24 protein-coding genes are annotated in these 24,025 nt (G+C 60.1%); 11 read left to right on the top strand and 13 right to left on the bottom strand.

Going from position 1 to position 24,025, the window contains the following annotated elements; all coding sequences use genetic code 11:
* The first annotated feature begins 276 nt into the window (after positions 1-276).
* The 5 genes from Q7L05_RS08200 to Q7L05_RS08180 all read left to right on the top strand — a co-directional run bounded on the left by Q7L05_RS08200 (position 277) and on the right by Q7L05_RS08180 (position 6,815).
* Complete coding sequence (locus Q7L05_RS08200; RefSeq protein ID WP_303904660.1) at positions 277-2,196, top strand: hypothetical protein; 1,920 nt, start codon at positions 277-279, stop codon at positions 2,194-2,196.
* Positions 2,197-2,712: 516 nt separating this feature from the next.
* The gene (locus Q7L05_RS08195) at positions 2,713-3,984 is read left to right on the top strand and encodes an ABC transporter substrate-binding protein (RefSeq protein ID WP_411293327.1); all 1,272 of its coding nucleotides are present in this window, start codon (positions 2,713-2,715) and stop codon (positions 3,982-3,984) included.
* A 2-nt stretch (positions 3,985-3,986) separates the two neighbouring features.
* Positions 3,987-4,880 (top strand): carbohydrate ABC transporter permease, encoded by an 894-nt coding sequence (locus tag Q7L05_RS08190; protein ID WP_303904649.1) that lies wholly within the window; start codon positions 3,987-3,989, stop codon positions 4,878-4,880.
* Positions 4,877-5,716, top strand: coding sequence for a carbohydrate ABC transporter permease (locus Q7L05_RS08185; protein ID WP_303904646.1), 840 nt, complete (start codon positions 4,877-4,879; stop codon positions 5,714-5,716). Before Q7L05_RS08190 ends, Q7L05_RS08185 begins: the two co-directional genes overlap by 4 nt.
* Before the next feature lie 82 nt (positions 5,717-5,798).
* Positions 5,799-6,815: an ABC transporter ATP-binding protein gene (locus Q7L05_RS08180; RefSeq protein ID WP_303904643.1), complete on the top strand. Its 1,017-nt coding sequence runs from the start codon at positions 5,799-5,801 to the stop codon at positions 6,813-6,815.
* Positions 6,816-7,276: 461 nt separating this feature from the next.
* On the opposite strand, the gene Q7L05_RS08175 is transcribed toward Q7L05_RS08180, so the two are convergent.
* Complete coding sequence (locus Q7L05_RS08175) at positions 7,277-8,206, bottom strand: isoaspartyl peptidase/L-asparaginase family protein (RefSeq protein ID WP_303904640.1); 930 nt, start codon at positions 8,204-8,206, stop codon at positions 7,277-7,279.
* Between the two features lie 236 nt (positions 8,207-8,442).
* Positions 8,443-8,892 carry a CBS domain-containing protein gene (locus Q7L05_RS08170; protein ID WP_303904637.1) on the bottom strand — a complete coding sequence of 150 codons (450 nt, stop codon included), beginning with the start codon at positions 8,890-8,892 and terminating at the stop codon, positions 8,443-8,445.
* Between the two features lie 343 nt (positions 8,893-9,235).
* On the opposite strand from Q7L05_RS08170, the gene Q7L05_RS08165 reads away from it, so the two are divergent.
* Both Q7L05_RS08165 and Q7L05_RS08160 read left to right on the top strand, forming a co-directional pair.
* Positions 9,236-9,640, top strand: coding sequence for a DUF2267 domain-containing protein (locus Q7L05_RS08165; protein ID WP_303904634.1), 405 nt, complete (start codon positions 9,236-9,238; stop codon positions 9,638-9,640).
* Positions 9,641-9,693: 53 nt separating this feature from the next.
* The gene (locus tag Q7L05_RS08160) at positions 9,694-10,371 is read left to right on the top strand and encodes an alpha/beta hydrolase family protein (RefSeq protein WP_303904631.1); all 678 of its coding nucleotides are present in this window, start codon (positions 9,694-9,696) and stop codon (positions 10,369-10,371) included.
* A gap of 78 nt (positions 10,372-10,449) precedes the next feature.
* On the opposite strand, the gene Q7L05_RS08155 is transcribed toward Q7L05_RS08160, so the two are convergent.
* On the bottom strand, positions 10,450-11,127 hold the full coding sequence (locus Q7L05_RS08155; RefSeq protein ID WP_303904628.1) for a dienelactone hydrolase family protein: 678 nt from the start codon (positions 11,125-11,127) through the stop codon (positions 10,450-10,452).
* A gap of 108 nt (positions 11,128-11,235) precedes the next feature.
* Here Q7L05_RS08155 and Q7L05_RS08150 point away from each other — a divergent pair, with 108 nt between their 5' ends.
* Positions 11,236-12,258, top strand: coding sequence for an AI-2E family transporter (locus Q7L05_RS08150; protein ID WP_303904626.1), 1,023 nt, complete (start codon positions 11,236-11,238; stop codon positions 12,256-12,258).
* A 90-nt stretch (positions 12,259-12,348) separates the two neighbouring features.
* Positions 12,349-12,837 (top strand): DUF4112 domain-containing protein, encoded by a 489-nt coding sequence (locus tag Q7L05_RS08145; RefSeq protein ID WP_303904623.1) that lies wholly within the window; start codon positions 12,349-12,351, stop codon positions 12,835-12,837.
* A 319-nt stretch (positions 12,838-13,156) separates the two neighbouring features.
* Here the strand turns inward: Q7L05_RS08145 and Q7L05_RS08140 are convergent, their stop codons facing one another.
* The 6 genes from Q7L05_RS08140 to Q7L05_RS08115 all read right to left on the bottom strand — a co-directional run bounded on the left by Q7L05_RS08140 (position 13,157) and on the right by Q7L05_RS08115 (position 18,762).
* Positions 13,157-13,858, bottom strand: coding sequence for a class I SAM-dependent methyltransferase (locus tag Q7L05_RS08140; protein ID WP_303904620.1), 702 nt, complete (start codon positions 13,856-13,858; stop codon positions 13,157-13,159).
* 190 nt (positions 13,859-14,048) lie between these two features.
* Complete coding sequence (locus Q7L05_RS08135) at positions 14,049-15,104, bottom strand: glycosyltransferase family 9 protein (RefSeq protein ID WP_303904617.1); 1,056 nt, start codon at positions 15,102-15,104, stop codon at positions 14,049-14,051.
* Between the two features lie 119 nt (positions 15,105-15,223).
* Entirely contained in the window at positions 15,224-16,039 is an 816-nt protein-coding gene (locus tag Q7L05_RS08130) for a TIGR04290 family methyltransferase (protein ID WP_303904614.1), read from the bottom strand.
* Positions 16,040-16,088: 49 nt separating this feature from the next.
* A complete protein-coding gene (locus Q7L05_RS08125) occupies positions 16,089-16,694 on the bottom strand; it encodes a histidine phosphatase family protein (RefSeq protein WP_303904611.1) in 606 nt (201 codons plus the stop codon).
* Complete coding sequence (locus Q7L05_RS08120; protein WP_303904609.1) at positions 16,691-17,602, bottom strand: hypothetical protein; 912 nt, start codon at positions 17,600-17,602, stop codon at positions 16,691-16,693. Before Q7L05_RS08120 ends, Q7L05_RS08125 begins: the two co-directional genes overlap by 4 nt.
* The gene (locus Q7L05_RS08115; RefSeq protein ID WP_303904607.1) at positions 17,599-18,762 is read right to left on the bottom strand and encodes an inositol-3-phosphate synthase; all 1,164 of its coding nucleotides are present in this window, start codon (positions 18,760-18,762) and stop codon (positions 17,599-17,601) included. The genes Q7L05_RS08120 and Q7L05_RS08115 overlap by 4 nt, the downstream gene beginning before the upstream one ends.
* A gap of 312 nt (positions 18,763-19,074) precedes the next feature.
* Here Q7L05_RS08115 and Q7L05_RS08110 point away from each other — a divergent pair, with 312 nt between their 5' ends.
* Both Q7L05_RS08110 and Q7L05_RS08105 read left to right on the top strand, forming a co-directional pair.
* Entirely contained in the window at positions 19,075-19,431 is a 357-nt protein-coding gene (locus Q7L05_RS08110; protein ID WP_303904604.1) for a DUF1622 domain-containing protein, read from the top strand.
* 52 nt (positions 19,432-19,483) lie between these two features.
* Entirely contained in the window at positions 19,484-19,897 is a 414-nt protein-coding gene (locus Q7L05_RS08105; RefSeq protein ID WP_303904600.1) for a CopD family protein, read from the top strand.
* 182 nt (positions 19,898-20,079) lie between these two features.
* On the opposite strand, the gene Q7L05_RS08100 is transcribed toward Q7L05_RS08105, so the two are convergent.
* The 4 genes from Q7L05_RS08100 to Q7L05_RS08085 are packed head-to-tail and all read right to left on the bottom strand — an operon-like array spanning position 20,080 to position 23,929.
* Positions 20,080-20,577 (bottom strand): DUF2231 domain-containing protein, encoded by a 498-nt coding sequence (locus Q7L05_RS08100; protein ID WP_303904597.1) that lies wholly within the window; start codon positions 20,575-20,577, stop codon positions 20,080-20,082.
* 11 nt (positions 20,578-20,588) lie between these two features.
* On the bottom strand, positions 20,589-23,093 hold the full coding sequence (gene ctaD / locus Q7L05_RS08095; protein WP_303904594.1) for a cytochrome c oxidase subunit I: 2,505 nt from the start codon (positions 23,091-23,093) through the stop codon (positions 20,589-20,591).
* Complete coding sequence (locus Q7L05_RS08090) at positions 23,090-23,446, bottom strand: c-type cytochrome (RefSeq protein WP_303904591.1); 357 nt, start codon at positions 23,444-23,446, stop codon at positions 23,090-23,092. Before Q7L05_RS08090 ends, ctaD begins: the two co-directional genes overlap by 4 nt.
* The gene (locus Q7L05_RS08085; protein WP_303904588.1) at positions 23,447-23,929 is read right to left on the bottom strand and encodes a cytochrome c oxidase subunit II; all 483 of its coding nucleotides are present in this window, start codon (positions 23,927-23,929) and stop codon (positions 23,447-23,449) included.
* Positions 23,930-24,025: the final 96 nt, after the last annotated feature.

Raw genomic sequence — 24,025 nt, 5'->3', positions numbered from 1 at the left:
AACCCCAGATTGCCGCGTCGCTGTGGCTCCTCGCAATGACGGCTGAAGGTTCGTCTTTGATTCGGGCCTCAGCAGGGGCACGGCTCGCAATGACGGCTAAATGTTCGTCTTTGATTCGGGCCTGCGCAGCAGGGGGTACGGCTCGCAATGAAAATCGCCGCGGGGGCGCGCCTCCCGGCGCGAAAATCTGCCGTTATACGGGGATACCAGCGGCGTCCGGTCCGGGCGGCGTGATATGCTGTGGGATCTTTCTGCCAACCAACTTTGAGTCCAATTATGAAGCGCACCCCGGGGGGTCGCAGCGATAGCGAAAACGGCGAGGAGCGAATCTCCAACGTCTATCTCGAGCGGGAGGGGCGGAACCGGATCGACCAGGTGCTTTCGACGGTGGAGGATGCACCGTGGAGCATCTCGCTCATGCAATTGGCCTGGACCGCGGGTCCGGTGACCTATATCGCTGCCCAGGGTGGCTATTACCTGGGCTACAACGAATTTCTGCCCCTCGATCGTATGGCCTTCTTCATCGGCTACACGGTCATAGCGGGCGTTATCGGTATCCTGACCAAGGTCTTCTATGACACCCATGCCAAACGCAAAAAGAGGCGACAGGACGAAGCGCTGACCACGGTTATCGATCGGCTGCCGGAACTCATTTTTGCGGTCCGCAATCTGGCACTGGAGCAGCTGCCGCCGGATCAGCGCAAGCGCGAAGCGGCCTGGCACCTGTTGAAGGAGTTCGAACTGGGACCGGTTTCGCTGGCCACGGCGGTGGAGGATCTCACCGGTGACAACCATCTCGCCGAGACGGCCCAGCGTGCGGAGATCTATCGCCGCAACGGCATGCACATCCGGGCCCAGGACCTTCTCGATGAAGAGTGGCCCCTGATTAGCGCGGTACTGGACGAACTCCACACCTCGGCCCCCGCCATGGAGACCACCCTGCGCGGGCGGCTGGAGGGGCACGGACCCACCATCAAGATGGGTGTGCCGCGGGACGAACACTTCATCGAGCGCATTCTGGCCGCCATTGCAGAAGACAATCTCGCGCTGATGACGCTCTATGACGTGGACGAAATCCTGATACTGGCTTTCGAGCTATTGAGCGGGCGCGAAATCCCGGTGTTGGCCTTCAATTACCGGGGATCGTGGTGGCTGGCAAAGGCGACGGATAATCTGGAGCTGGCCCGTACGCACTATCGGCTGGCCCAGGCCCGTGGATACAGCCGACTCAAGGCCCTTATCGGCTATCTCACCGAACGCGATACCGGGCTGGCGGAGGCGGTCGCCGGACAGCCGACACCGGTACTGCTCGAGAAGGCACAACAGACCTTCGATACCCTGCGGGACGAGATCTACGATCTGCGGGTGGATGTGGCCAACGGAAAGATCAGCCAACTGCCTGCGCTGAGGGAGAAAACAGAAACGCTCTCCACCGGTCTGGAACTGTACCGGTCCATTCGGAATGCCTATCGGGCGCAGGGCCGTCGCCATGCCGCACTGATCCGTGCCCGCCAGCGCTGGGACGATCTCTCCAACCGGCGTCCCGATTCGGCAACCGCACTGCGAACCGGCCGTGGTCGTTATGGCCTGCGGATTACCGAGCGGCTTATCCGGCTGGATGACGAAGACAAGCTGAGGGTGGCCGAAGCGCTGGCGAAGCCCCTGCGCTTTCTCGATCTACGCCGCGACCCCCGCACAGTTTCGCGGGCACAAAACCGCTTCCGGGCGTTGACTGTGGAGGCGGCGAAAGATCTGACGGTGGAGGTTGCCCTGATTCTGCAGCGTTTCATCAATATCGGTTCACCTGAAACCCAGCGTGCCATCAACAGTTCCAATGCCTCGCTGCTCGCCAACATCGAGCCGGGCATGAGCGCGGCATCGAAAGCGGCGATCGGCGCGGCCGTGGCCAAGGAGGTCCGGGTCGATACCGGGCGCGCAGCCGAGCAGCTCGCCTGGGCACTGGTTCGCCACTATCGGATCGAACTGACCGACGAAGCCATCGATTTCCTGCATGAGACCTACGGCGCCAATCTCGAAACCCTGAAAGTGCTTGCCGGCACTACCGAGCCCATGCCGTCGATCCCGATCAGCCAGCTTCGTACCCGCCCCCCCTCCCTGCCTCCCCTGGAAGAGAGCTGGGCTCGCCAGGTCAACCGCGCACGGCGGCTCCTGGAGCGGCACAACCGTCACATCTGAAACTCCCAATCGCCGCGAGGGCGCGTATCCTGGCTCCCTCAAATGCGTTGCCTTCGCTGAAATGACCCCCGTAGGGTGCATTCTTGACATACCAACGTCCTTTAACAGAGCCGATCAATTTACAGAGTGCACCTACCATGGTTGGGGCACATTCAAATGCACCGTTCGATGGTGGTCGGAGCCGGCGCATTTGGGTGGTGCGCTCGGCCCGGAGGGTGGGTCGTTAAACGGTCTTGCCTTCGGTTGACCGAGTCGGCTTAAAAGAATGCGCCCTACGGTTGGAACCGGAATCAGTCAAATGCACCGTTTTCAATCCCCACGCCATTATCCAGATTGAAATCGTCGCGGGGGTGCCCCCGCCGCAAAACAATCCTTCCCCCTGGCTCATCGTCCTGGCGCGGCTACCCGTGAATTACCGCATTTTCTACAGACTGTTCGTATAGTTATTGGTTAAGAATGATGCCCTCGCCCGAGTACCCGGCGCTGGATTCACCAGTATCGATAACAGGGATGAAGATGCGGTTAAACAATATCCTCCGGTTGGGCTTGCTTCTACTATGCCTGAGCCCGGCCACTTTGGTCCGGGCGGCAACCGTATCAATTTCCTGCGGTGCTGTCGGCATTGAACTGGAGGTCTGTCGCGATGGTGCCGAGGCCTGGGCGGAAAAAACCGGCAATGAAATACGCATCATTTCGACGCCAAACTCCACGACCGACCGGCTGGCTCTCTATCAGCAGCTGCTTGCGGCCGGTTCGGCGGATATCGATGTCTTCCAGATCGACGTCGTCTGGCCCGGCATCCTGCACGAGCACTTTATCGACCTCAAACCACACATCGAACCTGAGCGGCTGAGGGCCCAGTTCGAGAACATCATCGATGCCAATATCGTCGACGGCCATCTGGTTGCACTCCCCTGGTTCGTCGATGCCGGCCTGCTCTATTACCGCAAGGATCTCCTCGATAAGCACGGCTTCGGAGTGCCCGAGACCTGGGAGGCCCTCACCCACACCGCTGCCACCATCCAGAAAACCGAACGCGCCGGAGGCAACCGCGACCTGTGGGGGTTCGTCTGGCAGGGAAGGGCCTACGAGGGACTGACCTGTAATGCCCTGGAGTGGGTTCACAGCTCAGGCGGCGGCAATATCGTCGACGACCGGGGCGAGGTGATCATCAATAACCCGGCCGCGGTCGAGGCGATCGACCAGGCCGCCGCCTGGATCGGCACAATCACCCCATTGGGTGTTCTCAATTATGAGGAGGAGCAGGCGCGGGGCGTCTTCCAGTCCGGGCGCGCGCTGTTCATGCGCAACTGGCCCTACGCATGGACGCTGGTAAACGGTGGAGACAGCCCGGTACGCGGCAAGGTCGGAATCGCCGCCCTGCCCCGGGGCGAAGACGGGGTTCACACGGGAACCCTCGGCGGCTGGCAACTGGCCGTATCGCGCTACTCCGGGGTTCGCCAAGAGGCCATTGACCTGGTACGTCATCTCAGCAGCCGCCGGGAACAGAAACGGCGTGCGCTCGAGGCCGGCTACAACCCCACCTGGCCGGAGCTTTATGACGACCCCGAAGTACGAGCCGCCCACCCCATCGCTCCAACCCTGCGCAAAGTGCTGGCCGGCGCCGTCGCCCGGCCTTCCGATGTCACCGGCCGCAGTTACAATCAAGTCTCCAACGCCTTCTGGAGCGCAGTCCACGCTACGCTTGCCGGGAAGGGGGATGCCGCCGGCAATCTCGCACTTCTCGAGCGCCGGCTGGAACGCATCCGGCGCCACCGAGGCTGGTAGTTATGGGTCCGCTGGCCCGCAGACGCGCCCGTGCCGCCTGGTGGTTTCTACTGCCCTCGCTCACCGTATTGCTGCTGATTGCAGGATGGCCGCTACTGCGCACCATCGGCTTCAGTCTTACCGATGCCTACCTGGGGGATTTGGAGAACTACTCTTTTGTCGGGCTGGACAATTTCATTCTCCTTTCTCAGGACCCGTTCTGGTGGCAATCGGTACAAAACACGCTGTTCTTTACCGTCGCTTCGGTAGCTCTGGAGCTGGTCCTGGGGCTCACTATCGCATTAATCCTGAATGTTGCCCTCCCCGGCCGGGGTGTTATGCGGGCGGCGGTGCTCATTCCCTGGGCGATTCCCACCATCGTCTCCGCCCGCATGTGGCAGTGGATGTACAACGATCTCTACGGCGTCTTCAATCAGATGCTGATGGGAGTGGGAGTAATCGCCGAGCCGATTGCCTGGACAGCCGACCCGGCTCTCTCCCTTTGGGCAGTGGTTGCGGTCGATGTCTGGAAGACAACGCCATTTGTAGCCCTGCTCGCCCTGGCGGCCCTGCAGCTGGTTCCCCGGGAGCTCTATGAGGCGGCCCGGGTCGATGGTGTTCACCCGGTGAAAATCTTCTTTCGGATCACCCTGCCGCTCATCATGCCGGCGCTGCTGGTGGCGATGGTATTCCGCATGCTGGATGCCCTGCGCATCTTCGATCTGATCTACATCCTGACCTCGGGCAGCCCCTCCACCATGTCCATGTCGGTTTATGCCCGTCGGCATCTCGTGGAGTTTCAGGACGTGGGCTACGGTTCCGCCGCCTCGACGTTCCTGTTTGCACTGGTTGCGCTAATCACCGCCACTGTTCTGACGCTGGGGCGCGCCCACCTGACACGGGAGGTGCGTCAATGAGACTCAGCCGCGCACGCCTGTTGAGACGCATCCTTTTCTATCTGCTGATAACCATTATCCTCATCTACACGCTGTTTCCTTTCTACTGGGCCGTGGTTTCGTCGCTGAAAAGCGGCAGCGCACTGTTCGAGGCCCATCCTCTGCCTATCGATCCGGCCTGGAGCAATTACACTGCCGTTTTCCAGGAGCAGCCCTTCGGCCGCAACATCCTCAATTCGATACTGGTATCGACGGCAACGGTCGCCCTCTCGCTTCTGCTGGCGGTCACCGCCGCCTATGCCTTCGGGCGTATCTCCTTCCGTGGCCGGCTACCCCTGCTATTGACATTCCTGGGAGTGTCGATGTTTCCGCAGGTGGCGGTGTTATCCGGTATGTTCGAATTGATCCGGACGCTGGGCCTCTACAACAATCTGCTTGGGCTGGTCGTCTCCTACATGATCATTACCCTGCCCTTCACCGTCTGGGTGTTGACCATATTTATGCGGGAGCTGCCGAAGGAGCTCGAAGAGGCCGCTCTGGTCGATGGAGCCACGCACTGGCAGGTGATCACTCACATATTCCTGCCCCTAATGGGACCGGCACTGGTCAGCACCGGCCTGCTCGCCTTTATCACGGCCTGGAACGAGTTCCTTTTTGCCCTGACCTTTACCCTGACCGGAGAAATGCGCACCGTTCCGGTGGCCATCGCCCTCATCAGCGGCGCCAGTGCCTACGAGTTGCCCTGGGGCCGCATCATGGCGGCCAGTGTAATCGTCACCGTGCCTCTGGTACTGCTTGTACTGGTTTTCCAGCGCAAGATCGTCGCGGGACTGACCGCGGGGGCCGTAAAGGGATGAGGATGCGGAGGCCGGGATAAACAGGCTTCTTTCACCCTCCCGGATTCTGTGTTCTCTGTGGCAACTATTGGTTGAGTTTGATATGGCATCGGTGGATCTCGAAAACGTAACGAAACGCTTTGGCCGCACCGAGGTGATTCACAAAATGGACCTGACCATCGAACACGGTCGGCTGACGGTTTTTGTCGGCCCTTCGGGTTGCGGCAAATCCACACTACTCCGGCTCATTGCCGGACTGGAAGAGGTGACGTCCGGTGACATCCGTATCGGCGGCGAGAGCGTCACCGACCGACCGCCCGCCGAGAGAGGGGTGGCGATGGTCTTCCAGTCCTATGCGCTCTACCCCCACATGAGCGTCTTCGACAATATGGCCTTCGGGCTGAAAATCTCCCGAACCAAACGCGACGAGATCAAGAACAGGGTCCGGCAGGCGGCCCGCATACTTCAGATCGAACCGCTGCTGGATTACAAACCGCGTGAACTTTCAGGCGGGCAGCGCCAACGCGTGGCCATCGGTCGAGCCATCGTGCGGGAGCCGAAGGTTTTTCTGTTCGACGAACCGCTGTCCAATCTGGATGCCGCGCTGCGGGTGCAGATGCGCCTGGAATTGGCATCGCTTCAGCGTGAGCTCGATGCGACCATGGTGTATGTCACCCATGATCAGACCGAAGCGATGATCCTGGGCCATACCATCGTGGTGCTGAACGCAGGACGTGTAGAACAGGTGGGCACGCCACTGGAGGTTTACCGAACCCCGATCAATCGTTTCGTAGCCGGCTTCATCGGCTCGCCGGAGATGAATTTTTTGAAGCTCGAGGATGGAGCACCACTTCCGAAGCCGACTGCACCGGAGATTGTCACGCTGGGCATCCGGCCGGAACATGTAATCCTCGGAGAGGGTCCGCTCCAGGGCAGAATCTCTCTCGTCGAACGACTCGGCAGTGAAACCTTCCTGCATCTGGAACTACCCGGGGGAGGAAGGGTTACGGCACGTGCTTCCGGAGATTTGTCAGCCCGCCCCGGCGACATGATGACAATGAAATTTCCTTCCGAACACCTTCACTTCTTCGATGACGAAGACAGAAAGATTCAAGCGTAGGGTGGATAAGCGGAGCGCATCCACCTTATCCCAGTTGATTATTGGCGGATGCGCTGACGCTTATCCGACCCGGCGACACCATGGCAGTGAAATTCCCTTCCGAACACCTTCACTTCTTCAATGACAAAGGCCGCAAGATCCAGGCGTAGGGTGGATAAGCGGAGCGCATCCACCTTATCCCAGCTGATTATTGGCGGATGCGCTAACGCTTATCCGCCCTACCGGATGGTGCTTGTGAGTTGTAGCCCTGTAGGGTGGATAAGCGGAGCGCATCCACCTTATCCCAGTTGATTATTGGCGGATGCGCTGACGCTTATCCGCCCTACGGATGGTGCTTGTGGCCCCTGTTCAAATGCACCGCTCCGTGGGTCGGCGCATTTGGGTGGTGCCATTGGCTCGGAGGGTGGGATTGATAAACGGCGTTGCCTTCGGTTGACCGGGTCGGCTTGAAAGAATACGCCCTACGCACTCATTCGGACCTCGATTGCGGGACTTCCTTCCCTGCCCCACGCGTGGGGCATCGCGGGGGTCAGGTGATGAATTCCGAGGTCACCTTCGGAATCCAGGGCAATCACGCCGACATCCTCTCCCACACTCTTGCGCATCTCCCTGAGCACCCGCTCGACAGCTGTGTGCGCCGGATGCCCATTCCAGATGTCTTCACAAATGACTTTGGCGGTCAGAAAACGCATCATCAGTTCACCGCGTCCGGTCGCCGAGACGGCCGCGTGGGTCGTCGCGTAATTGCCCGCGCCGGGAAATGCAGAATCACCAATGCGGCCCGGAAGTTTCAGCGTCACCCCGCCGGTCGACGTGCCCGCGGCGAGGTCGCCCTGACGGTCCAGTGCGACCGCCCCCACGGTGCCCATGTCGTCATCACGGGGCCCGGTCGAAAGCATCGCGTGAAGTGCAGCCAGTCTGTCGTCACCCTGCTTGGCCTCGAGATCGTCGCGGCGGCGCCGCCAGCTCTCGCGGCGTTGCGTAGTCACCGGGTCATGATCGGCAAAGCCAACGGCCCTGGCGAAACGCAAGGCACCGTTTCCGCCGAGCAGAACATGGTCGGTCATCTCCATGACCTTACGTGCGACGAGAATCGGATTCCGCACCCGCCTCAATGCCGCCACATTACCAGTGCGCAGCCCGCGTCCCACCATAATGCCGGCATCCATCTCGGCATCACCATCAAGATTGAGCACAGAGCCGGTTCCGGCGTTGAACAGGGGGTCATCCTCAAAGATCCGCACCGCCTCGGTGACCGCATCGACGGCACTTCCGTCCTGCTCCAGAATACGGCGACCCGCTTCCGCCGCTCGTTCGACACCGAGCAGCGCCGATTGCCGGGGCGTATGGCTCCAGTTCCCCGCCCCACCGTGAACTGCTATTGCATACATGCCCTTCACCTCATCCGCGGGGTCGCTCCCGTGTCCTTTAGCAGGCTATTGAAAAACGCCTCCTCCCATTTTTGATGCCGGCGAGCGAACCAAGTCCTAACACCGCCATCCCCGGCGGCGTGCTGCCGACGACCTGCTATCAAGGACTTACACCGCTCGCTTCAAAGTAGGCGGTTGCCCTGCCTCCGGGAGAAGGGACAAAACCCTTTTCAACGGTACCTGTTAGACTTCTCCCTTCAGGGTCTCAGCCGCCGTTCACGAAGCTGTTCCTTGCGAGCGATCCGTACCAGATCGCTAACCTGTTCGGCGAGCACCTCCAGGATATCGTCTGCCGCCAGCAGCCCCACCAGGACCTCCCGCTGATTGACCACCGGGGCCCGCCGGACGCCGTGTTCAGCCATTTGGTTGGTGGCATCAACCAGGTCTTCCTCTTCGTGCAGAACCAGCAAGTCCCGACTCATGATATCGCCTACCGTGACCTTTTCCGGTTCGACATCCTCTGCCGTCAACTCAATCACAATGTCACGGTCGGTAATCATACCGAGAGGACGACGCCCGTCGGGATCCTCTCTGACCACAACGAGATCACCCACGTGGTATTTGCGCATCAGCCACACCGCTTCACGCGGACTTTCGTCCGGTTTGATCACAATCACTTCCCGGTTGCACCACTCACCCACCGACATCACCCGGCTCCTCCATACATACCCATATCGATGACCTTAGACCTTTATAGTCCGAACGGTATCTTTGTTCACTTGTAACTGTTCGCCCGAGTGATCATGCACGGCCCAGGAAATTCGTCATCCCCGGATGAGGATGGTCGTCATCCCCACGGATGTGGATAGTCGTCATCCCCGCGCAGGCGGGGATCCATTTTGAGCCATGCCACTGCTCTTGATTCCCGCCTCCGCGGGAATGACGGGGGAGTGAACAGTTACGTTCACTTTTTGTCTGGAAAGGCTGCGGTCAACCGCTAGGCTTGTCATGTAAGGCGCATCGCGTCCCCTTTAACGCAGGAGGTGTACCATGCAGCTCCATGATTTTCTCGGACAGGTCCAACATCGGGCACAAATGCCTGACCTCGATGCCGCTCTTCGGGCCAGCCGCGCCACTCTGGAGACACTGGCGGAACGACTCGCTGGAAATGAGCCTGCTCAGCTTGGCGCACAGCTTCCTCGGGAACTCAGGGAATTCCTGCAGAGGGAAACCGCCGGTAGCGGCGAGCGCTTCGATTCCACCGAGTTTCTGAAACGCGTCAGTGAACGCGAGGGCATTGACTTGCCGGTGGCCGTCTACCACGCCCGGACGGTGATTGAGGTACTGCGCGAAGCCGTCTCTGCCGGTGAGATCAACGATGTGCTGGCCCAGCTTCCCGAGGACTACAAACGCATCTTCGAAGCCGGCACCAGCGGCAGCATGCCCATGCACTGACCGCTGCGATAGGCAGAAGCCGGATTTCGGAGTCGTCAGAGTATAAAGTCGTTATGGATATTCCGACCACCGTTCGTCGCCGAACCATCATCGTCAACGCCAGGGGCATGCTGATCGAGGGGGACCTCACCCTTCCGGAAGAGGCGTCGATCATGGTGGTGATGTTTGGCGGTCTTGAGAATGCCCGCTACGAGGAGAGTTTCCTCCAATTGGCCGGGGCACTGGCCGCCGAAAACATCGCCACCCTGATTATCGACCCCTACACTCCTGAAGAGTGGGCCCACGAGGATCACGCCGGAGATGTGTATGAGCGGGTCGCCCGGCTCGGCACACGGATGGTAGCGGCTGTCGATGGCCTGGTGGACGATAGCGATATCGGAGGGTGCCGTCTTGGCTTACTGGGACGCGAACTTGGCGCCGCCGCCAGCGTCAAAGTGGCAACGGCGAGGCCAAGCCGGATTCATGCCATCGTTTCCGTCTCCGGTCGCCCCGATCTGGCGGGGCAACAGACACTTCTCCAGCTCCGGACACCGACACTGCTGGTCGTCGGCGAACATGACCATATCGTACTGGACGCCAACCGCCATGCGGCCAACTTGATGAAAGGCCGATACCAGCTGGCTGTGATACCCAGCGGAACCCATCGGCTCGACCACTCCCCCTACTCAGAGCGCGTGGCCCGGCTGGCATCAGACTGGTACCACGAGCACCTGGGGCACATCCCGGGATAGACGCCTGCCCATTTCCCGCTGGGCGTGTCATGTTGAACCTCAGCTTCACTTCGGGAATAGTCCTGCCAAAGAGCCCGTCTATGATGATCCTGGCGTGAGATATGTGGAAAACCACTCGCCGGCCGAGAGGGCGAGTTCTTCCGCATGGCTGGGACGGTTACCGGAGAACCCTGTTGCTCCGGGAATGATCTCCACCCGGTATTCTCCGCGCAACCATGCCGCTGCTTCGCGGTTGAGGTCCACCACCGGCGAATCCTCGCCGCCCACCAACAGCAGTGTGGGTGTGTTGGTGGCGTGCAGTGTATCGCCAGCCAGGTCGGGCCGACCGCCCCGACTCACAACCGCAGCGACTTCGTCACCCCGTTCTGCAGCCACCGAGAGTGCAGCGGCGGCCCCGGTCGATGCGGCCAGAATGCCGACCCGGGCGCCGGGAATCTCCTTCCTTCCCCAGTCGATCACATTCGAAAGACGGGCGGTGAGCAACCCGATGTCATAGCGCAGGTCGGCGAGTTCCGCATCTTCACGGTGTTCAGCCTCGGTCAAGAGGTCGGTCAACAGGCTGGCATAGCCTGCCCGCGCAAAGGTTTCAGCCAACAACTGATTGGTCGCGCTATGGAGTTCCTCACTGGTGACGCTGACCAGAAGGATAATGGCCTGCGCATCTGCCGGCTTCACCCACAGGCCAGAGAGCAGAGCTCCATCCGGCGTATCGATCGAGACATCTTTCCAGGTCGAGTCCCCTTCATTTTGCATCATGCTCTCCGTACGGCCCACTCGGATCAGTTTTCTTCTAGTGTAGCGCCGGATGGTCGACGTAGCCGGGGTGCCGAACTAACCTCAAGCTGACATTCCGGCACAGAGATCATGAAAGAGACCGCCTCCACCAGATTTCCCCCACCCCGCGTCTTTGGAATAACGGCCCTGATTCTTCTGGCCACCGTGGCTGTGTTTTTTGGATATGTCCTGCTGCTTGCGTTCGCCGGCGTTTTACTGGCGGTGTTCATTGACGGTTTCAGCGCGTATCTGGCCCGTTGGACCCGCCTTCCCCGTGGTGCCACCTTCACCTTGGTGGTGATCCTGTTTCTGGCCCTCATGGGCGCGGCAGCTTTTCGCTTCGGCCCACTGTTTATCGATGGCATCAGTCAGCTCGCCGACACCGTTGGGCAGTATACGGACGAGGTCGCCCGTTTCCTTGGCGAACGTGAATGGGCAAGGACTCTGCTGTCCCCGGGCGGCAGTGGGAGTTCGATTGTCACCTCGGCATTCAGTACCGTTGCCGGGCTCCTTGGAACGGCCACCTGGGCCATCTCCGCGGGCCTCATCATTCTGTTCACCGGTATCTATCTTGCGGCTGAACCGGATGTCTACACCGGCGCACTGCAGTCCCTGTTTCCGGAACGACACCGGGAGGAGTTGCAACAGGCCCTTCGTACACTCCGGTCAACGCTGCACTGGTGGCTCATCGGACGCATCGCTTCCATGCTGGTGGTCGGAATTCTGACCTGGTTCGGCCTTCTCGTCCTCGATATGCCACTGGCCTTTACACTTGCCCTGTTGGCGGCGCTGTTATCGTTCATTCCCAATATCGGTCCTGTGTTATCGGCAATTCCTGCGGGACTGGTGGGCCTGGAGCAGTCGGTCACCACGGCCATTTACGTAATCATTCTTTATGTCGCCGTACAGACGGTGGAGAGCTATTTCATCACGCCCCTGATCCAGCGTCGCGCGGTGCGGCTCCCGCCGGCACTGGTGATTACCATGCAGGTACTGATGGCATTTGCGTACGGCACGTTGGGGCTTTTGGTCGCCACCCCGCTTACGGTCGTGGCGGTGGTGTTGGTCAAGGTGATCTATCTGCCGCGCCGCAATGCAACCACCGCGCAATAAGAAGAGGGAGCCTGACGGCAGGCAGTGATCACGCTCAGGTCTAGTGGGGAACTACAATCTGGATCACCACCAAAGCGCGGGAAAACCGATATGTCACGCACCGATTCAAAACGGGATCGGGAGACTCCGGAGCGGCCGGAGCTCCGTCATGCAGACCTGCTCAGCCGCTGGATGGACGACATTGTTCGACTCCCCGGCGGGTTCCGGATCGGGCTCGACGGAATCATCGGACTCATTCCCGGCGTGGGGGATGCAGCGGGTGCAGTCGTCTCGTCGGTCATCGTGGGGCAGGCCGCCCGCTTCGGAGTCCCGGCGGGCGTTCTATTACGCATGATCGGCAATATCCTGATCGAGACGATCATCGGCTCGATACCGGTTTTGGGCGACTTGTTCGACTTTGCCTGGAAGGCCAACCTGAAGAACTTCGACCTGCTGAAAAGACACATGGGCGAAGCCAGCGTCGGCGAACGGGGAACCCAGCGGCTTGCGTACACGATTATGGCCGTGGTTGCGCTCGCCATCCTGGCGGTGATTGCTCTCGTCTACCTGTTTGTCCTGATGCTGGCAAAACTTTTTTGAGGGGCAACTGTTCACTCCCCCGTCATTCCCGTCATTCCCGTCACTCCCCCGTCATTCCCGTCACTCCCCCGTCGTTCCCGTCACTCCCCCGTCATTCCCGCGTAGGCGGGAATCCAGAGTGGTAAGGAAAACCACCCCCACGCCGCCAAGGACCCCGTCGTTCCCGCGTAGGCGGGAATCCAGAGAGTAGCGGCATGGCTATGGATCCCCGCCTGCGCGCCTGCGCGGGGATGACGAATCGCCTGCGCGGGAATGACGAATCGGCTATGCAGTGCATGATCACCCGGGCGAGCAGTTACCTGACGGGCAGAAAATTGATTCAGACCCGCACCAGCGTGACTCCCACCGACGTGTAGGGATAGCCGTGAAAACGCCGCATTACCGGCTTGGTACGCTCCCAATCGACCCGCAAGTCCAGTTCTCCCTCTAGCCGCCAACCGGGGGCCTCGAGAATGTGCTGCTTCAGACGTTCGGCATCGAAGAAACTCCACTCCACCGGGAATGGTCCCCCCTCCCCTTCATACCGGATGGAGGCATTGGCGTCTTCATAGTAGTCCGTGGTCAACAGCAGACGCCCGTTTGCCCGGATCACCCGATGCATTTCCGACAAAGCCGCCGCCATCGCGCCAAAACCCAGATGTTCGATGACCGATATGCAGAACACGGCATCAAAGGCACCATCCACGAACGGCAGCCTGCCCAGATCGCCGCCCACGTAGCCGACGCTTACCCCGTGAACCCGATCCAGCCCTGGCGGGGGTGACAGGTCCAGAGCGGAAACCCGGTAGCCCTGCTCGGCCAGGTAAACCGGAAAGATGGAGGCTCCGCAGCCCGCATCCAGCACGCGGGCCCCTGGTGACAGCCGGGCGCGCTCCAATGCCCATGGGTACTCCCAGCGCTTGCTCGGATGCAGGTAAGAGATGGAATCACTGCCGGTCAACTCATCCATTCGGTCGAGCACCTGCCGAAAAGCCGGGGTTTCAAGCTCGTCCAGGTCGAGGATGCGGTTCGGCGCACGCATATTCCCTCCTCGGTTGGGTTCGCGACAAATCGAATGACGATCGTGCTAAATAGCTGTTCCGAAATCGTGTCCAAAACGCTCCTTTGGCAAAATATCGAGATACATGTAGGAGCGGCGGAAGCCGCGATTCGGCGTTTATCGCGACTCCCGTCGCTCCTACACGCATGGGACACCAATTTGGAACACGTATTTAGCAGGTCACCCTCTTCAAAGTGTCGCACACCGTTTCAACGCGGACCGTATCGATACAGCTATGCTGGTCAATCAGGCAGCGGGCCTCGATGACACAGCGGGGGGGGCCGAACCGCTTCTCCAATCGGTGGGGACAGTTCACCTGGCTGCTGAGTCCTACCGCACCCGGCGGGGTATAAATAGTGGAACTGGTAGGGCCGAATACTGCAATAGTCGATGTTCCTACTGCCGCGGCAAGATGCATCAGACCGGTATCGTTACAAAGAAGCGCGCGACAGCGTTCGATCAGCGCACCGGTGAGGCGCAGGTTCGCGGGCGGCAGAACCGCTGTGCGATCAGGATGACCGATCCCCTGTTCAAGACGGCGACCCAATTCTGGCTGATTGCCCGACAGGATCAGGACCCGGGCATCGTCGTCCTGCTCAAGCAGATCACGAGCGACCTCCGCAACGCTCCCCACCGGCCATCGTTTTAACGGAGATGACGCTACCGGTGAGACGGTATAGGGCCGGGCGGGGCCAATCATCCCGAACTGCGCCAGAAGCCTGCAGGCATGGTCGCGTTCCTCTTCCCGCAACGGCAGCTCAGGCCGGCAGCCATCCGGCACCTCGATCCCCCATCCGAGACGCACCGCTTCGCGAATCGCATCCAGCCCCTTGTCACCCTTTTCAAGGGCACGGTCTTCAAGCCCGTTACCGGTGTCGAGTATCGCCGAGGTCGAATCCCATACTACGCTCCCGAATCCCATCGTCGCATGGGAGGGGTCGATGACCACATCGAAGTCACGGGCACGCAGCCAGGCCCGGATGGCGGAACGGGTTTCCGAATCGCCGAAATCCCCCCAATGTGCCAAGCCGAAGTCATGGACGCTGACCAGCTCATCGACACGCTCGTCTCCCTCCAGCAATTCGATAGCCGGACGTGATCCGAGACCCGTAATACGTGCCTCGACCAGTTTCTCCCGTAACACGGAAAGCGCCGGCAACTGCATCACCAGGTCGCCAATACCGTAGCGGAGGCAGATCAGAACCTTGTGCGCTTCGAAGAGAGACATCTCGGAACCAGGGTCATGCGGGAAACCGTTTTTTGTAGGTTGGGGTGAGTTATACGAACCCCAACGCCGATTTGTTGGCCCTCGTTCCTCAGCGCCAACCTGCATTTTGGGGCTGATTGCTATTCTCGGACACGCTCCTGGGGATCGGACGGGGCATCAAGGCGGCCCGTAGCGGCGAGGAACTCCTCGGCATCCCACGTGGTTATCGGGGAGGTGCCGTTTGCTTCGGGTGTGCACAGATAGGTTTCTGTTCCGGGATAACCCACGATCTGCATTCCGGTGGAGCGCAGCATCGCCTCGATGCCGGCATGGTTCGGCGCCCACCAGTTGGTCCTGTCCCCGGCCAGCCGGTTTTCGATAAAAGCCATTTTGGGCCAACCCGGCTCATTCATGGCCGCACGATCATTGATATCCCTATCCTCCCCCGGATTCAGGATCTCCCGGCCCGGCATGCTCAGTGTCTGAAAAGCCAACAGCCGGCGAGCCTTGCGCGCAACGATATCCAGTCCCAACAATGGATAACGCAGATGGTAAAAGACTCCAAGGAAGAGAACGAGATCGAACTGCTGTTCGAGTTCGCTCAGCTGATAAACCTGTCGCTGAAGCAGTTGTACACGGGCGGAAAGCCCGAAGACCTCGACGGCCCATCGGGCCTGCTTCAGATAATGGGGATTCATGTCGACGGCCGTCACGTCGGCACCCCGTAGGGCCAGTTCTATCGTGTAGAAACCGGCATTGCAGCCGATATCCAGTGCGGTCCACCCCCTCAGGTCGTTCGGCAGCGCAGTCCCCAATTCCTGCCACTTATAGGCGGGAAAATCACCAAGGAAATGATCGGGCGCGGTCTGCTGTCCGTTCGGGAGGTGGAGGTTATGAAACCAGGGGCACAGCTCTTCTATCTGCCTCTCGATTTCTTCATGTCCGGTCTGATCCACATTTCACCTCGCCGAAGGGCAACTCATCGGAAAAGAAAAAACTCCACCTTCAGAACACAGGCAAACTTCCGGTATGGTTAACGCATAAAACCCGCGCTCCTCTGTCGTCAACGTCGATCGCGCTCACCGATGCGATATCGATGTCGGTACGGAGAGCCAGATCGAGCGGAATGCCGGCGTAGAATGCGATGCCGTAACGGATCGGATCCCCATGCGACACCAGTACGATCACCCCGTCCGGGGTTTCCATGCGGAGCCTTTCGGTAGCTGCAACAACACGGGCCTGTATCTCCGGGGCCATTTCGCCACCGGGAATACGAACGCCGCTACGAAATTCGTGGTAACGGCGCCATAAAAGGTTGTCCTCCATCTCAGCGAAGCTACGCCCGCTCCACTCCCCGAAATCGACTTCCAGGAGTGCCTCGTCAATCTCCACCTCGGCGTCATGGATCTCGGCGATGACTGTTGCAGTTTGCCGGGTACGCTCCATGGGGCTGGTAACCAGACGGTCGAGCCGGCGAAACTTCAGGCGTTCGGCTAGTGTCCGTACCTGCCCGACTCCGCGCCTGGTGAGGTGCAACCCCGGAATACGGCCAGTAAGCGTCTTTCCCACGGCTTCGGTTTCACCGTGGCGGATAAACACAAATCGGGTCACGAGGCCGTGACCTGTCGAACACGTGTAGTCGGTTTCACGTAGCGTTCCACCACCTCCGAAGCGAATTGGGAGAATTCGGCCAGATCGATCGGCGGACTGGTGTGGCAGGGTCGACGTCCACGGGACGGAGGGGTAAAGCAGAGGGTTAGGGTGACATCGAAATCGGCAATGGCTCGCATCTGCCGGTCGAACCACTCCAGCGCGCCCGGGCGATGCCAGTCGGCCCAACTGATGCCGGTGCGCAGCCGCTTCACGCCCAACTGTTTCAACCAACCCACAGCCTCTTCGAGACGATGATCCTCGAAATGGAACCACTGGCAAATCCCCATTTCCGGGTCAAAGTGTTCCAGCGCCGGCTTCGGTGTACCGTCATGGCGTAACAATCCCATGTAAAAGTGCCGGTAATAAGCACTGCCTTCGCTCTCCCGATGCCGTGTGGTCGCCTCCCAGCTGGGCGGCAGATCGTAAAGGCTGTACCAGAACACCCGCTCCACCCGGTCAAGCAGCAGCTCGGTCGTACGTTTCAGACCGAAAACCTGAACCTCGTCCGCCCCGAAGGTCGAAACCCCCACTTCGGTCACCCAGACGGGAAGATCCGTGACGTCTTCGATTTCCGCCACCTTGTCTGGCCAGTGATCCAACTGCCAATGGTTCCAGTCAAGGGGAAACCCATGCACACCCACCGCATCAAGTTCCCTCATTAAGCCGTACCCCGTCAGCAGACGGATAAAATTGGCGTCGATGGGAGAGATGCCCCCAAGCACCAGCTTGATCTCGGGCGCCAGCGCCCGCACGGTCACTGCGGCCCTGCGGGTCATTTCAGCGTACTCGCGCCACTCCGGGTCCATTTCGAAATCCCAGTGAGAGAGGTTGTTGGGTTCATTCCAGAACTTGATAGCCTCAATCATAATGCGCTTCCGGGAACGTTGTGGCCGGTATCGGCGGACTTCTCGTCGTTTTCCATACGATGCATCCAGCCGTTGATAAAGGCTTCGGTCAGCCGATACGCCTCATCATCGGTGTACTGGCGCGGAGGGTGCTTGCAGAAGTAAGCAGCGGGGGCATGCAGCGGCCCTGCCTGTCCCCGGTCCAGAGCTAACCGGCAGCAGCGGATCGCATCAATGGCAACGCCGGCCGAATTGGGGGAATCCTCCACCGAGAGACGAAGCTCCAGATTCATCGGCACTTCACCGAACATGGTCCCCTCCATTCGGATGAAGCAGACCTTGTTATCGTTCTGCCACGGCACATAGTCGCTGGGACCCACGTGAATGTTGTCGTCCTCGATACGACTTGCCGCCACCGATTGCACGGCTTCGGTTTTCGAAATCTTCTTGGAAGAGAGCCGCTTGCGATCCAGCATATTGAGAAAATCGCTGTTACCGCCGGTATTGAGCTGGTAGGTACGATCAATGCGCACTCCCCGGCGCCGAAAGAGATCGGTCAGCATTCGGTGCACGATAGTGGCGCCAAGCTGGGATTTGATATCGTCGCCGATGACGGGCAGACCCCGCTCTTCGAAGCGCCTCGCCCAGACCGGATCGCTGGCGATGAAGACCGGTATGTTGTTGATAAACCCGATTTCTGCATCGAGGGCGCATTCGGCATAGAACCGCGTTGCCACCTCCGAACCCACCGGCAGATAATTGACCAGCATTTCCGCGCCGCTGTCGCGGAGTATCTGTACCACCTCCCGCTGCGAGGGTTCGGCCTGATCTGCAGGCACACAACGGCGACTTTTTGGATGCTCCGCCATGTGCGGTGCGAACCCGTCAAGGATGGGTCCCATATGCACCATTGCGCCGGTTTCCGACAGATTGCTCTTAAACTCCTGCGTGCAGTTGGGCTTGGCAAACACGGCTTCCGCCAGGTCGCGTCCCACCTTTCGACTATCCACATCAAAGGCGACGACCACCTCAATATCTTCCGGGCGGTAGCCACCCAGATCGAGGTGCATCAGCCCTACGGATTCGAGATCACGTCTTTCGCGGTAAAACTGGATTCCCTGAACAAGAGAACTGGCACAATTTCCGACGCCGGCAATGGCAATCCTTATCTTCCCGCCCATTCCTTTGTTATCTCCTGGCGACACCGGTTTTGTTCCGCGCACCGGGGCCGATTCAAGTTCCGGAACCGTCAGCGGACATTCCGGGAAACGCACCTTTGTCATGGTAGGTAGAACCATCACTGTTCGAAAAGTTAGAACACCACCCCGCGATTGCAAATCATTACTGCTACGGAAATGTCGTCAAACAGGTTTGCTACTCCTTACAATTGACTCGGAAATACACTCTCAAGACCGACTTTACTCGGCTCCGAATGGCTCGTTCCGGCAGGCTGCTAGACTGGTCTGTGTACCGCACAGACAGCGGGGGAACCGGTGGAAGATGTAAGAACCCTGATTGAGTATGCGGGACTCGCCCTGGAGTTCGCGGGCATGGTAGTGATCGTCCTCGGCGCTGCTTACGCAACGGCACAGGCGATACGCCTCTGGTTCGGTGCCACTAACAGGAACGTGATCTTTTTACAATTCCGAATCCAGTTGGGCCGCGGCATTCTGCTCGGGCTGGAGTTCCTGGTAGCGGGGGATATCATCAATACCATTGCCATAGAGCCGTCCTATAACAGTGTAGGTGTGCTTGCGGCCATCGTGCTGGTCCGAACCTTTCTGAGCTTTACCCTGGAGGTCGAGATGACCGGGCGCTGGCCATGGCAGGCGGAGCCCGGGCGACCATGAACCGAAAGAACGCCATCCCTGGTATATCGATAACGCGGGCAGAAGGGATTCCATGGCACTATTCCTGAAGCTCTTGCATATCGGATTCGTGATGTTCTGGATCGCCGGAGCGCTCTATATCCCGCGCCTGTTCCGCCTCTACGACAAGGCACAGTCCACTGCCGAGGCGGAGCAGGCGATTGGCTTGGCGAGGCGGCTCTATTTCGAACTGATGACCCCCAGCGCGATCATCGCGGTACTGCTGGGGAGCGGACTGGTGTTCTTCGGCTTCGAAGGGGGCTGGCTCCCCGTAAAGCTTTCGGTGGTCTTTCTACTGGTGCTGTATCACCTCTATTGCGGCCGCATCCTCCTGAAAGAGGAAAAGAAGCAAAAGTCCCACGGGCTTTCCTACTTCAGCGGTCTCTCGCTGATTCCCATACCGCTTTTCCTGGCCATTGTCGTATTGGCGGTGGCAAAGCCCTTTTGAGCCGCGGTTGCTGGGTCCCTGGGGTCCCTGGGGTCCCTTGTCCCTTGTCCCTTGTCCCTTGTCCCTTGTCCCTTGTCCCTTGTCCCTTGTCACTCACCACTCACCACTCACCACTCGCTACTCGCTACTCGCTACTCGCCACTCGCCACTAGCCACTAGCCACTCGCCACTCGCCAGCCACTTCAAGGCTCCTCCTCTTCCGTGAGATAGGTTCCCACCAGTTCGTGAAACACCAGCTTGCCGCCAAGATAACCTGTGAAGGCCAACATCAGCATGGTGAGCGCGGAGAGAAAAACTCCCCAGGGAAACACCACCGCTCCGGGGTGGTCGAGTCGCAGCACCATATTTGCCGAGGCAAAGGAAAGCAGCGCAATGGCCGCAAGAAAATGTCCCCAGCTACGAATCTTGTTGCGGATGGCCACCACCGTCAGAAAATCGGTGATGCCCGCGATGGCGGCCGCCGCTCCGCCGACCAGTCCCGACAACACCAACCAGAAAGCGGCACGCGCCCAGAATGGGTCACCACTCCACAGGAAGGCGATGTCGCTGAACAGGGTTCCGGTAAAGAATGCAATAGGAAATGTCACCAGCATCGGGTGAAGTGGATGGCTGTAGATGGCAGCGGTACTCGGGATACGGATATCCCGGTGAAGGTTGCGCTTCTCTTCTTCCATCATCATCCGGCCTCGGTTCAAACAAGATGGGGCGATACAAAGACGACGGCATAAACGATGAGGGCCACCACCACAGCGTAGTGCCAAAGTCCCGTTGCCACGTCCACCTCGAGCCTCCGTTCCGAATCGATATGCCCTTTCCAGGAACGAGCGATGGCAAACCCGATTGCCGCCAAAGAAAAGAACAGATGAAACCAGAGATAGCCGTGCAGGATGTGGACCAGCGAAAGATAGACATGCCCGCCACGTTCAGGGTAGGCATCGGCCAGCCAGTCCAGCATCAGGAATGGATAGGCCGCTCCCAGCACGAAAGTCACCGCCAGGCCCAGCCGAAAACGACGGTAGGCCCCCCGCCGGTTGGCCGCCACTGCAGTCCACAGTACGAGGGTCCCCGCAATCAGCAGGAGCAGCGCCAGAAGCGGTGCATTCATCGCCGCCTCCACCTTGAAGAACGATGGAGGCCAGGGTGGCGAGACCGTCCAGAGGAAATAGTACGCAAACAGCAACGAGGCAAACACTATCGCGCTGGAGACCAAGGCAAGACGGGTTCCCCACAGACCGGGGGCCTGTCCGCTGCTGCTTTGGTTGGGAAGGTGCAGCCCGGCGCCCGCCTCGATACGTGCCGGTGAATCCCGGTAGGCCGCGCGCCATGCCCAGACAAAAAACACCGCCACCAGCGCCATCCCGGCCAACCCGGAAAGCCAGTAGCGTCCCGCCAGTATACCCGCCAGCGCGATGATGCCGGCAACCGCTGCCCACCATGGCTCCCAGCTCTGATGCGGTAGCCGAATCACCTGCTCGGGAATGGCGTCGCCGGCACTCGTCCCGATGGTTTCGCGCCGGGCTGCCGACGGATCACCGAGGAAGTGCTCGCCCCGTTCGCTGGCCTCGATGGTGCCCTGCTGGTCCCAGAGCGGATAACGCCCGGTCACCGGCGGGATGCTGATGAAATTGAACGGCGGGACCGGCAGACGCAAACCCCACTCCAGGGTCCCGGCACCCCAGGGATTGCGTTTTCCATTCTCGCCAGGCCGGAAACGCAGATACAGATCGACAGCGACCGCGGCAATGCCGGCGGCCAGGAGAAATCCGCCAGCCGTGGAAAAGAGGTTGAGCCATTCCCAGCCGAGTCCTTCCGGATAGGTATACACCCGCCGCGGCATCCCCACCAATCCGGTGAGGTGCATCGGGAGAAACGTCAACTGGAAACCGGAGAACACCAGCCAGAACCCGATTTTGCCTACCCCGACCGAGACGTTGCCACCGGTCAGCAGGGGTAACCAGTAGTAGATCCCGGCGATCAGGGGAAAGACCATGCCACCGAACAGGACATAATGCAGGTGGGCCACGACGAAATGGGTGTCGTGAACCTGCGCATCGAACGGCACCAGGGCGACCATCACCCCGGTGAGGCCACCGAGAACGAACGTGAACAGGAACCCGAACACATACAGCAGCGGCAGCGCCATTACCGGACGGCCGTACCAGAGCGTGGCAATCCACGCGAACACCTGGATCCCGCTGGGGATCGCGACGGCCATGCTGGCGGCGGAGAAAAAACTCAGCGAAAGCCGCGGGATCCCGGCCGTATACATGTGATGGACCCACAGACCGAAGCTGAGGAAGCCGGTCGCGATGACGGCAGCCACAACCCACGCATAGCCGACCACCGGGCGGCGCGCGAAGGTCTCGACCACCATCGTGACGATACCGGCCGCGGGCAGGAAGATGATGTAGACCTCCGGGTGGCCGAAGATCCAGAACAGATGCTGCCACAACAGCGGGTCTCCTCCCCGCTCCGGGTCAAAGAAGACAAAGCCGAAGTTACGCTCCAGCTCCAGCAGGATGCTGCCCAGTATCAGTGGGGGGAAGCCGAACAGGATCATGAAGGCGACCACCAGGATGTACCACGCGAACAGCGGCATCCTCCCCATCGACATTCCCGGTGCACGCGTTTTGAGGATCGCGACGATCAGTTCGATAGCCGCCGACAGCGCCGAGACCTCGACAAAGGTGACCCCCAGCAACCAGAAATCCGCCCCCATCCCCGGAGAAAACAACTTGCTGTTCAGCGGCAGGTACATGAACCAGCCTCCGTCCGGTGCGGCATCGAACAGAAAGCTGAGGTACAGGAAGATGCCCCCGAACAGATAACACCAATAACTGAACGCAGAAAGCCGCGGGAACGGCAGGTCACGTGCCCCGATCATTTTCGGGATCAAATAGATCGCGAACCCTTCCATCACCGGGACCGCGAATAGAAACATCATCGTGGTCCCGTGCATGGTGACCAGCTGATTGTAGGTATCGTTGCCCAGTTCGACGCCGCCGGCCGTGGCCAACTGACTGCGAATGGCCATCGCAAGGAGGCCACCGATGAGAAAGAACACCAACCCGGTGGCAAGATAACGCCGGCCGACGGAAGTGTGGTTGACCGCACCGGCCGCGCGCCAGCCGGGCAGCGTGCGCCAGAAGGCGAAAAAGCGATCGTAGAGCTCGTTGGAGTTGGCGCCGCCCATCATTCAAGGCTGTGGAGGTAGGCGGCCAGATCGCGAACGACCACATCGTCAAGATGCGAAAAGTCTTCCATCCGGTTGCCCGGTTTGACGCGCTGACTTGCGGAAATCCAGCGTGCCAGATTCTCCCGGCTCATCGGGAGGGTGCCGGCCGCGATGGTTCGGCGGCTGGCCACGTGGGTCAGGTCTGGTCCCTCATCCCCCCGTGCGGGGGTGCCTCGAATGGTGTGACAATCGGCGCAACCGATCCGTGAGAAGTGCTCCCGGCCGCGGTGAACGGGCTCATCGACCGGAGCCGACACCGGCTGCCGCTGCCGGGCAAGCCACGCATCAAAACGCTCGACCGGCTCGGCAATCACCTAAAAGGCCATATGCGCATGCTGGGCGCCGCAGAATTCGGCACACTGGCCCCGGAAGGCGCCCGGCTGGTCGGCATGCAGATCGAGGGAATTCTCATGACCCGGAATGGCGTCCTGTTTTCCGCCCAGCCGCGGCACCCAGAAGCTGTGAATCACATCGGCACTTCGCACATTGATCCGCACCGTGCGACCAACCGGAATGTGGATCTCATTCGCGGTCACCACCTCCGCACCACCACCACCGGGGTAACGAACCTCCCACCACCACTGGTGCCCCGTCACCTCGATGTTCATCGGTTCCGACTCACCGCGGAACAGTGGGTAATCGATTTCGAACCCGTATATCAGCAGTGCCGTCAAGATGACGACGGGGAACAGCACTCCTCCGCCGAGAATAAACCAGCGCCCAGGCCGGTACTGCTTCTCCGCGGGAGTCGCACGCAGTGCAATCAGCGCCAGCACCATCACCAGCGTCAGAATCACCAGCGAGCCCGAGAAACATCACCCACCAGACCGAGGCGATGGCCTGCGCGGAGGGTCCTCCCGGGTGCAGGGCCGATTGGACCAGGTCGCAGGCCG

It is taken from the genome of Thiohalomonas denitrificans (assembly GCF_016841685.1).
Classification (GTDB): Bacteria; Pseudomonadota; Gammaproteobacteria; order Thiohalomonadales; family Thiohalomonadaceae; genus Thiohalomonas; species Thiohalomonas denitrificans_A.
The sequence above is the reverse complement of the archived record's forward strand: the minus strand, read 5'-3'. Positions and strand labels throughout refer to the sequence as shown.

Excerpts from the sequence above, each read along its gene's own strand:
- Q7L05_RS08190 (WP_303904649.1), top strand. The coding sequence starts at position 3,987 with ATGGGTCCGCTGGCCCGCAGACGCGCCCGTGCCGCCTGGTGGTTTCTA.
- Q7L05_RS08140 (WP_303904620.1), bottom strand. The coding sequence starts at position 13,858 with ATGCGTGCGCCGAACCGCATCCTCGACCTGGACGAGCTTGAAACCCCG.
- Q7L05_RS08150 (WP_303904626.1), top strand. The coding sequence starts at position 11,236 with ATGAAAGAGACCGCCTCCACCAGATTTCCCCCACCCCGCGTCTTTGGA.
- Q7L05_RS08135 (WP_303904617.1), bottom strand. The coding sequence starts at position 15,104 with ATGTCTCTCTTCGAAGCGCACAAGGTTCTGATCTGCCTCCGCTACGGT.
- Q7L05_RS08165 (WP_303904634.1), top strand. The coding sequence starts at position 9,236 with ATGCAGCTCCATGATTTTCTCGGACAGGTCCAACATCGGGCACAAATG.
- Q7L05_RS08200 (WP_303904660.1), top strand. The coding sequence starts at position 277 with ATGAAGCGCACCCCGGGGGGTCGCAGCGATAGCGAAAACGGCGAGGAG.
- Q7L05_RS08115 (WP_303904607.1), bottom strand. The coding sequence starts at position 18,762 with ATGGGCGGGAAGATAAGGATTGCCATTGCCGGCGTCGGAAATTGTGCC.
- Q7L05_RS08175 (WP_303904640.1), bottom strand. The coding sequence starts at position 8,206 with ATGTATGCAATAGCAGTTCACGGTGGGGCGGGGAACTGGAGCCATACG.
- Q7L05_RS08145 (WP_303904623.1), top strand. The coding sequence starts at position 12,349 with ATGTCACGCACCGATTCAAAACGGGATCGGGAGACTCCGGAGCGGCCG.
- Q7L05_RS08180 (WP_303904643.1), top strand. The coding sequence starts at position 5,799 with ATGGCATCGGTGGATCTCGAAAACGTAACGAAACGCTTTGGCCGCACC.
- Q7L05_RS08120 (WP_303904609.1), bottom strand. The coding sequence starts at position 17,602 with ATGATTGAGGCTATCAAGTTCTGGAATGAACCCAACAACCTCTCTCAC.
- Q7L05_RS08170 (WP_303904637.1), bottom strand. The coding sequence starts at position 8,892 with ATGTCGGTGGGTGAGTGGTGCAACCGGGAAGTGATTGTGATCAAACCG.
- Q7L05_RS08185 (WP_303904646.1), top strand. The coding sequence starts at position 4,877 with ATGAGACTCAGCCGCGCACGCCTGTTGAGACGCATCCTTTTCTATCTG.
- Q7L05_RS08105 (WP_303904600.1), top strand. The coding sequence starts at position 19,484 with ATGGCACTATTCCTGAAGCTCTTGCATATCGGATTCGTGATGTTCTGG.
- Q7L05_RS08100 (WP_303904597.1), bottom strand. The coding sequence starts at position 20,577 with ATGATGATGGAAGAAGAGAAGCGCAACCTTCACCGGGATATCCGTATC.
- Q7L05_RS08160 (WP_303904631.1), top strand. The coding sequence starts at position 9,694 with ATGGATATTCCGACCACCGTTCGTCGCCGAACCATCATCGTCAACGCC.
- Q7L05_RS08195 (WP_411293327.1), top strand. The coding sequence starts at position 2,713 with ATGCGGTTAAACAATATCCTCCGGTTGGGCTTGCTTCTACTATGCCTG.
- Q7L05_RS08155 (WP_303904628.1), bottom strand. The coding sequence starts at position 11,127 with ATGATGCAAAATGAAGGGGACTCGACCTGGAAAGATGTCTCGATCGAT.
- ctaD (WP_303904594.1), bottom strand. The coding sequence starts at position 23,093 with ATGATGGGCGGCGCCAACTCCAACGAGCTCTACGATCGCTTTTTCGCC.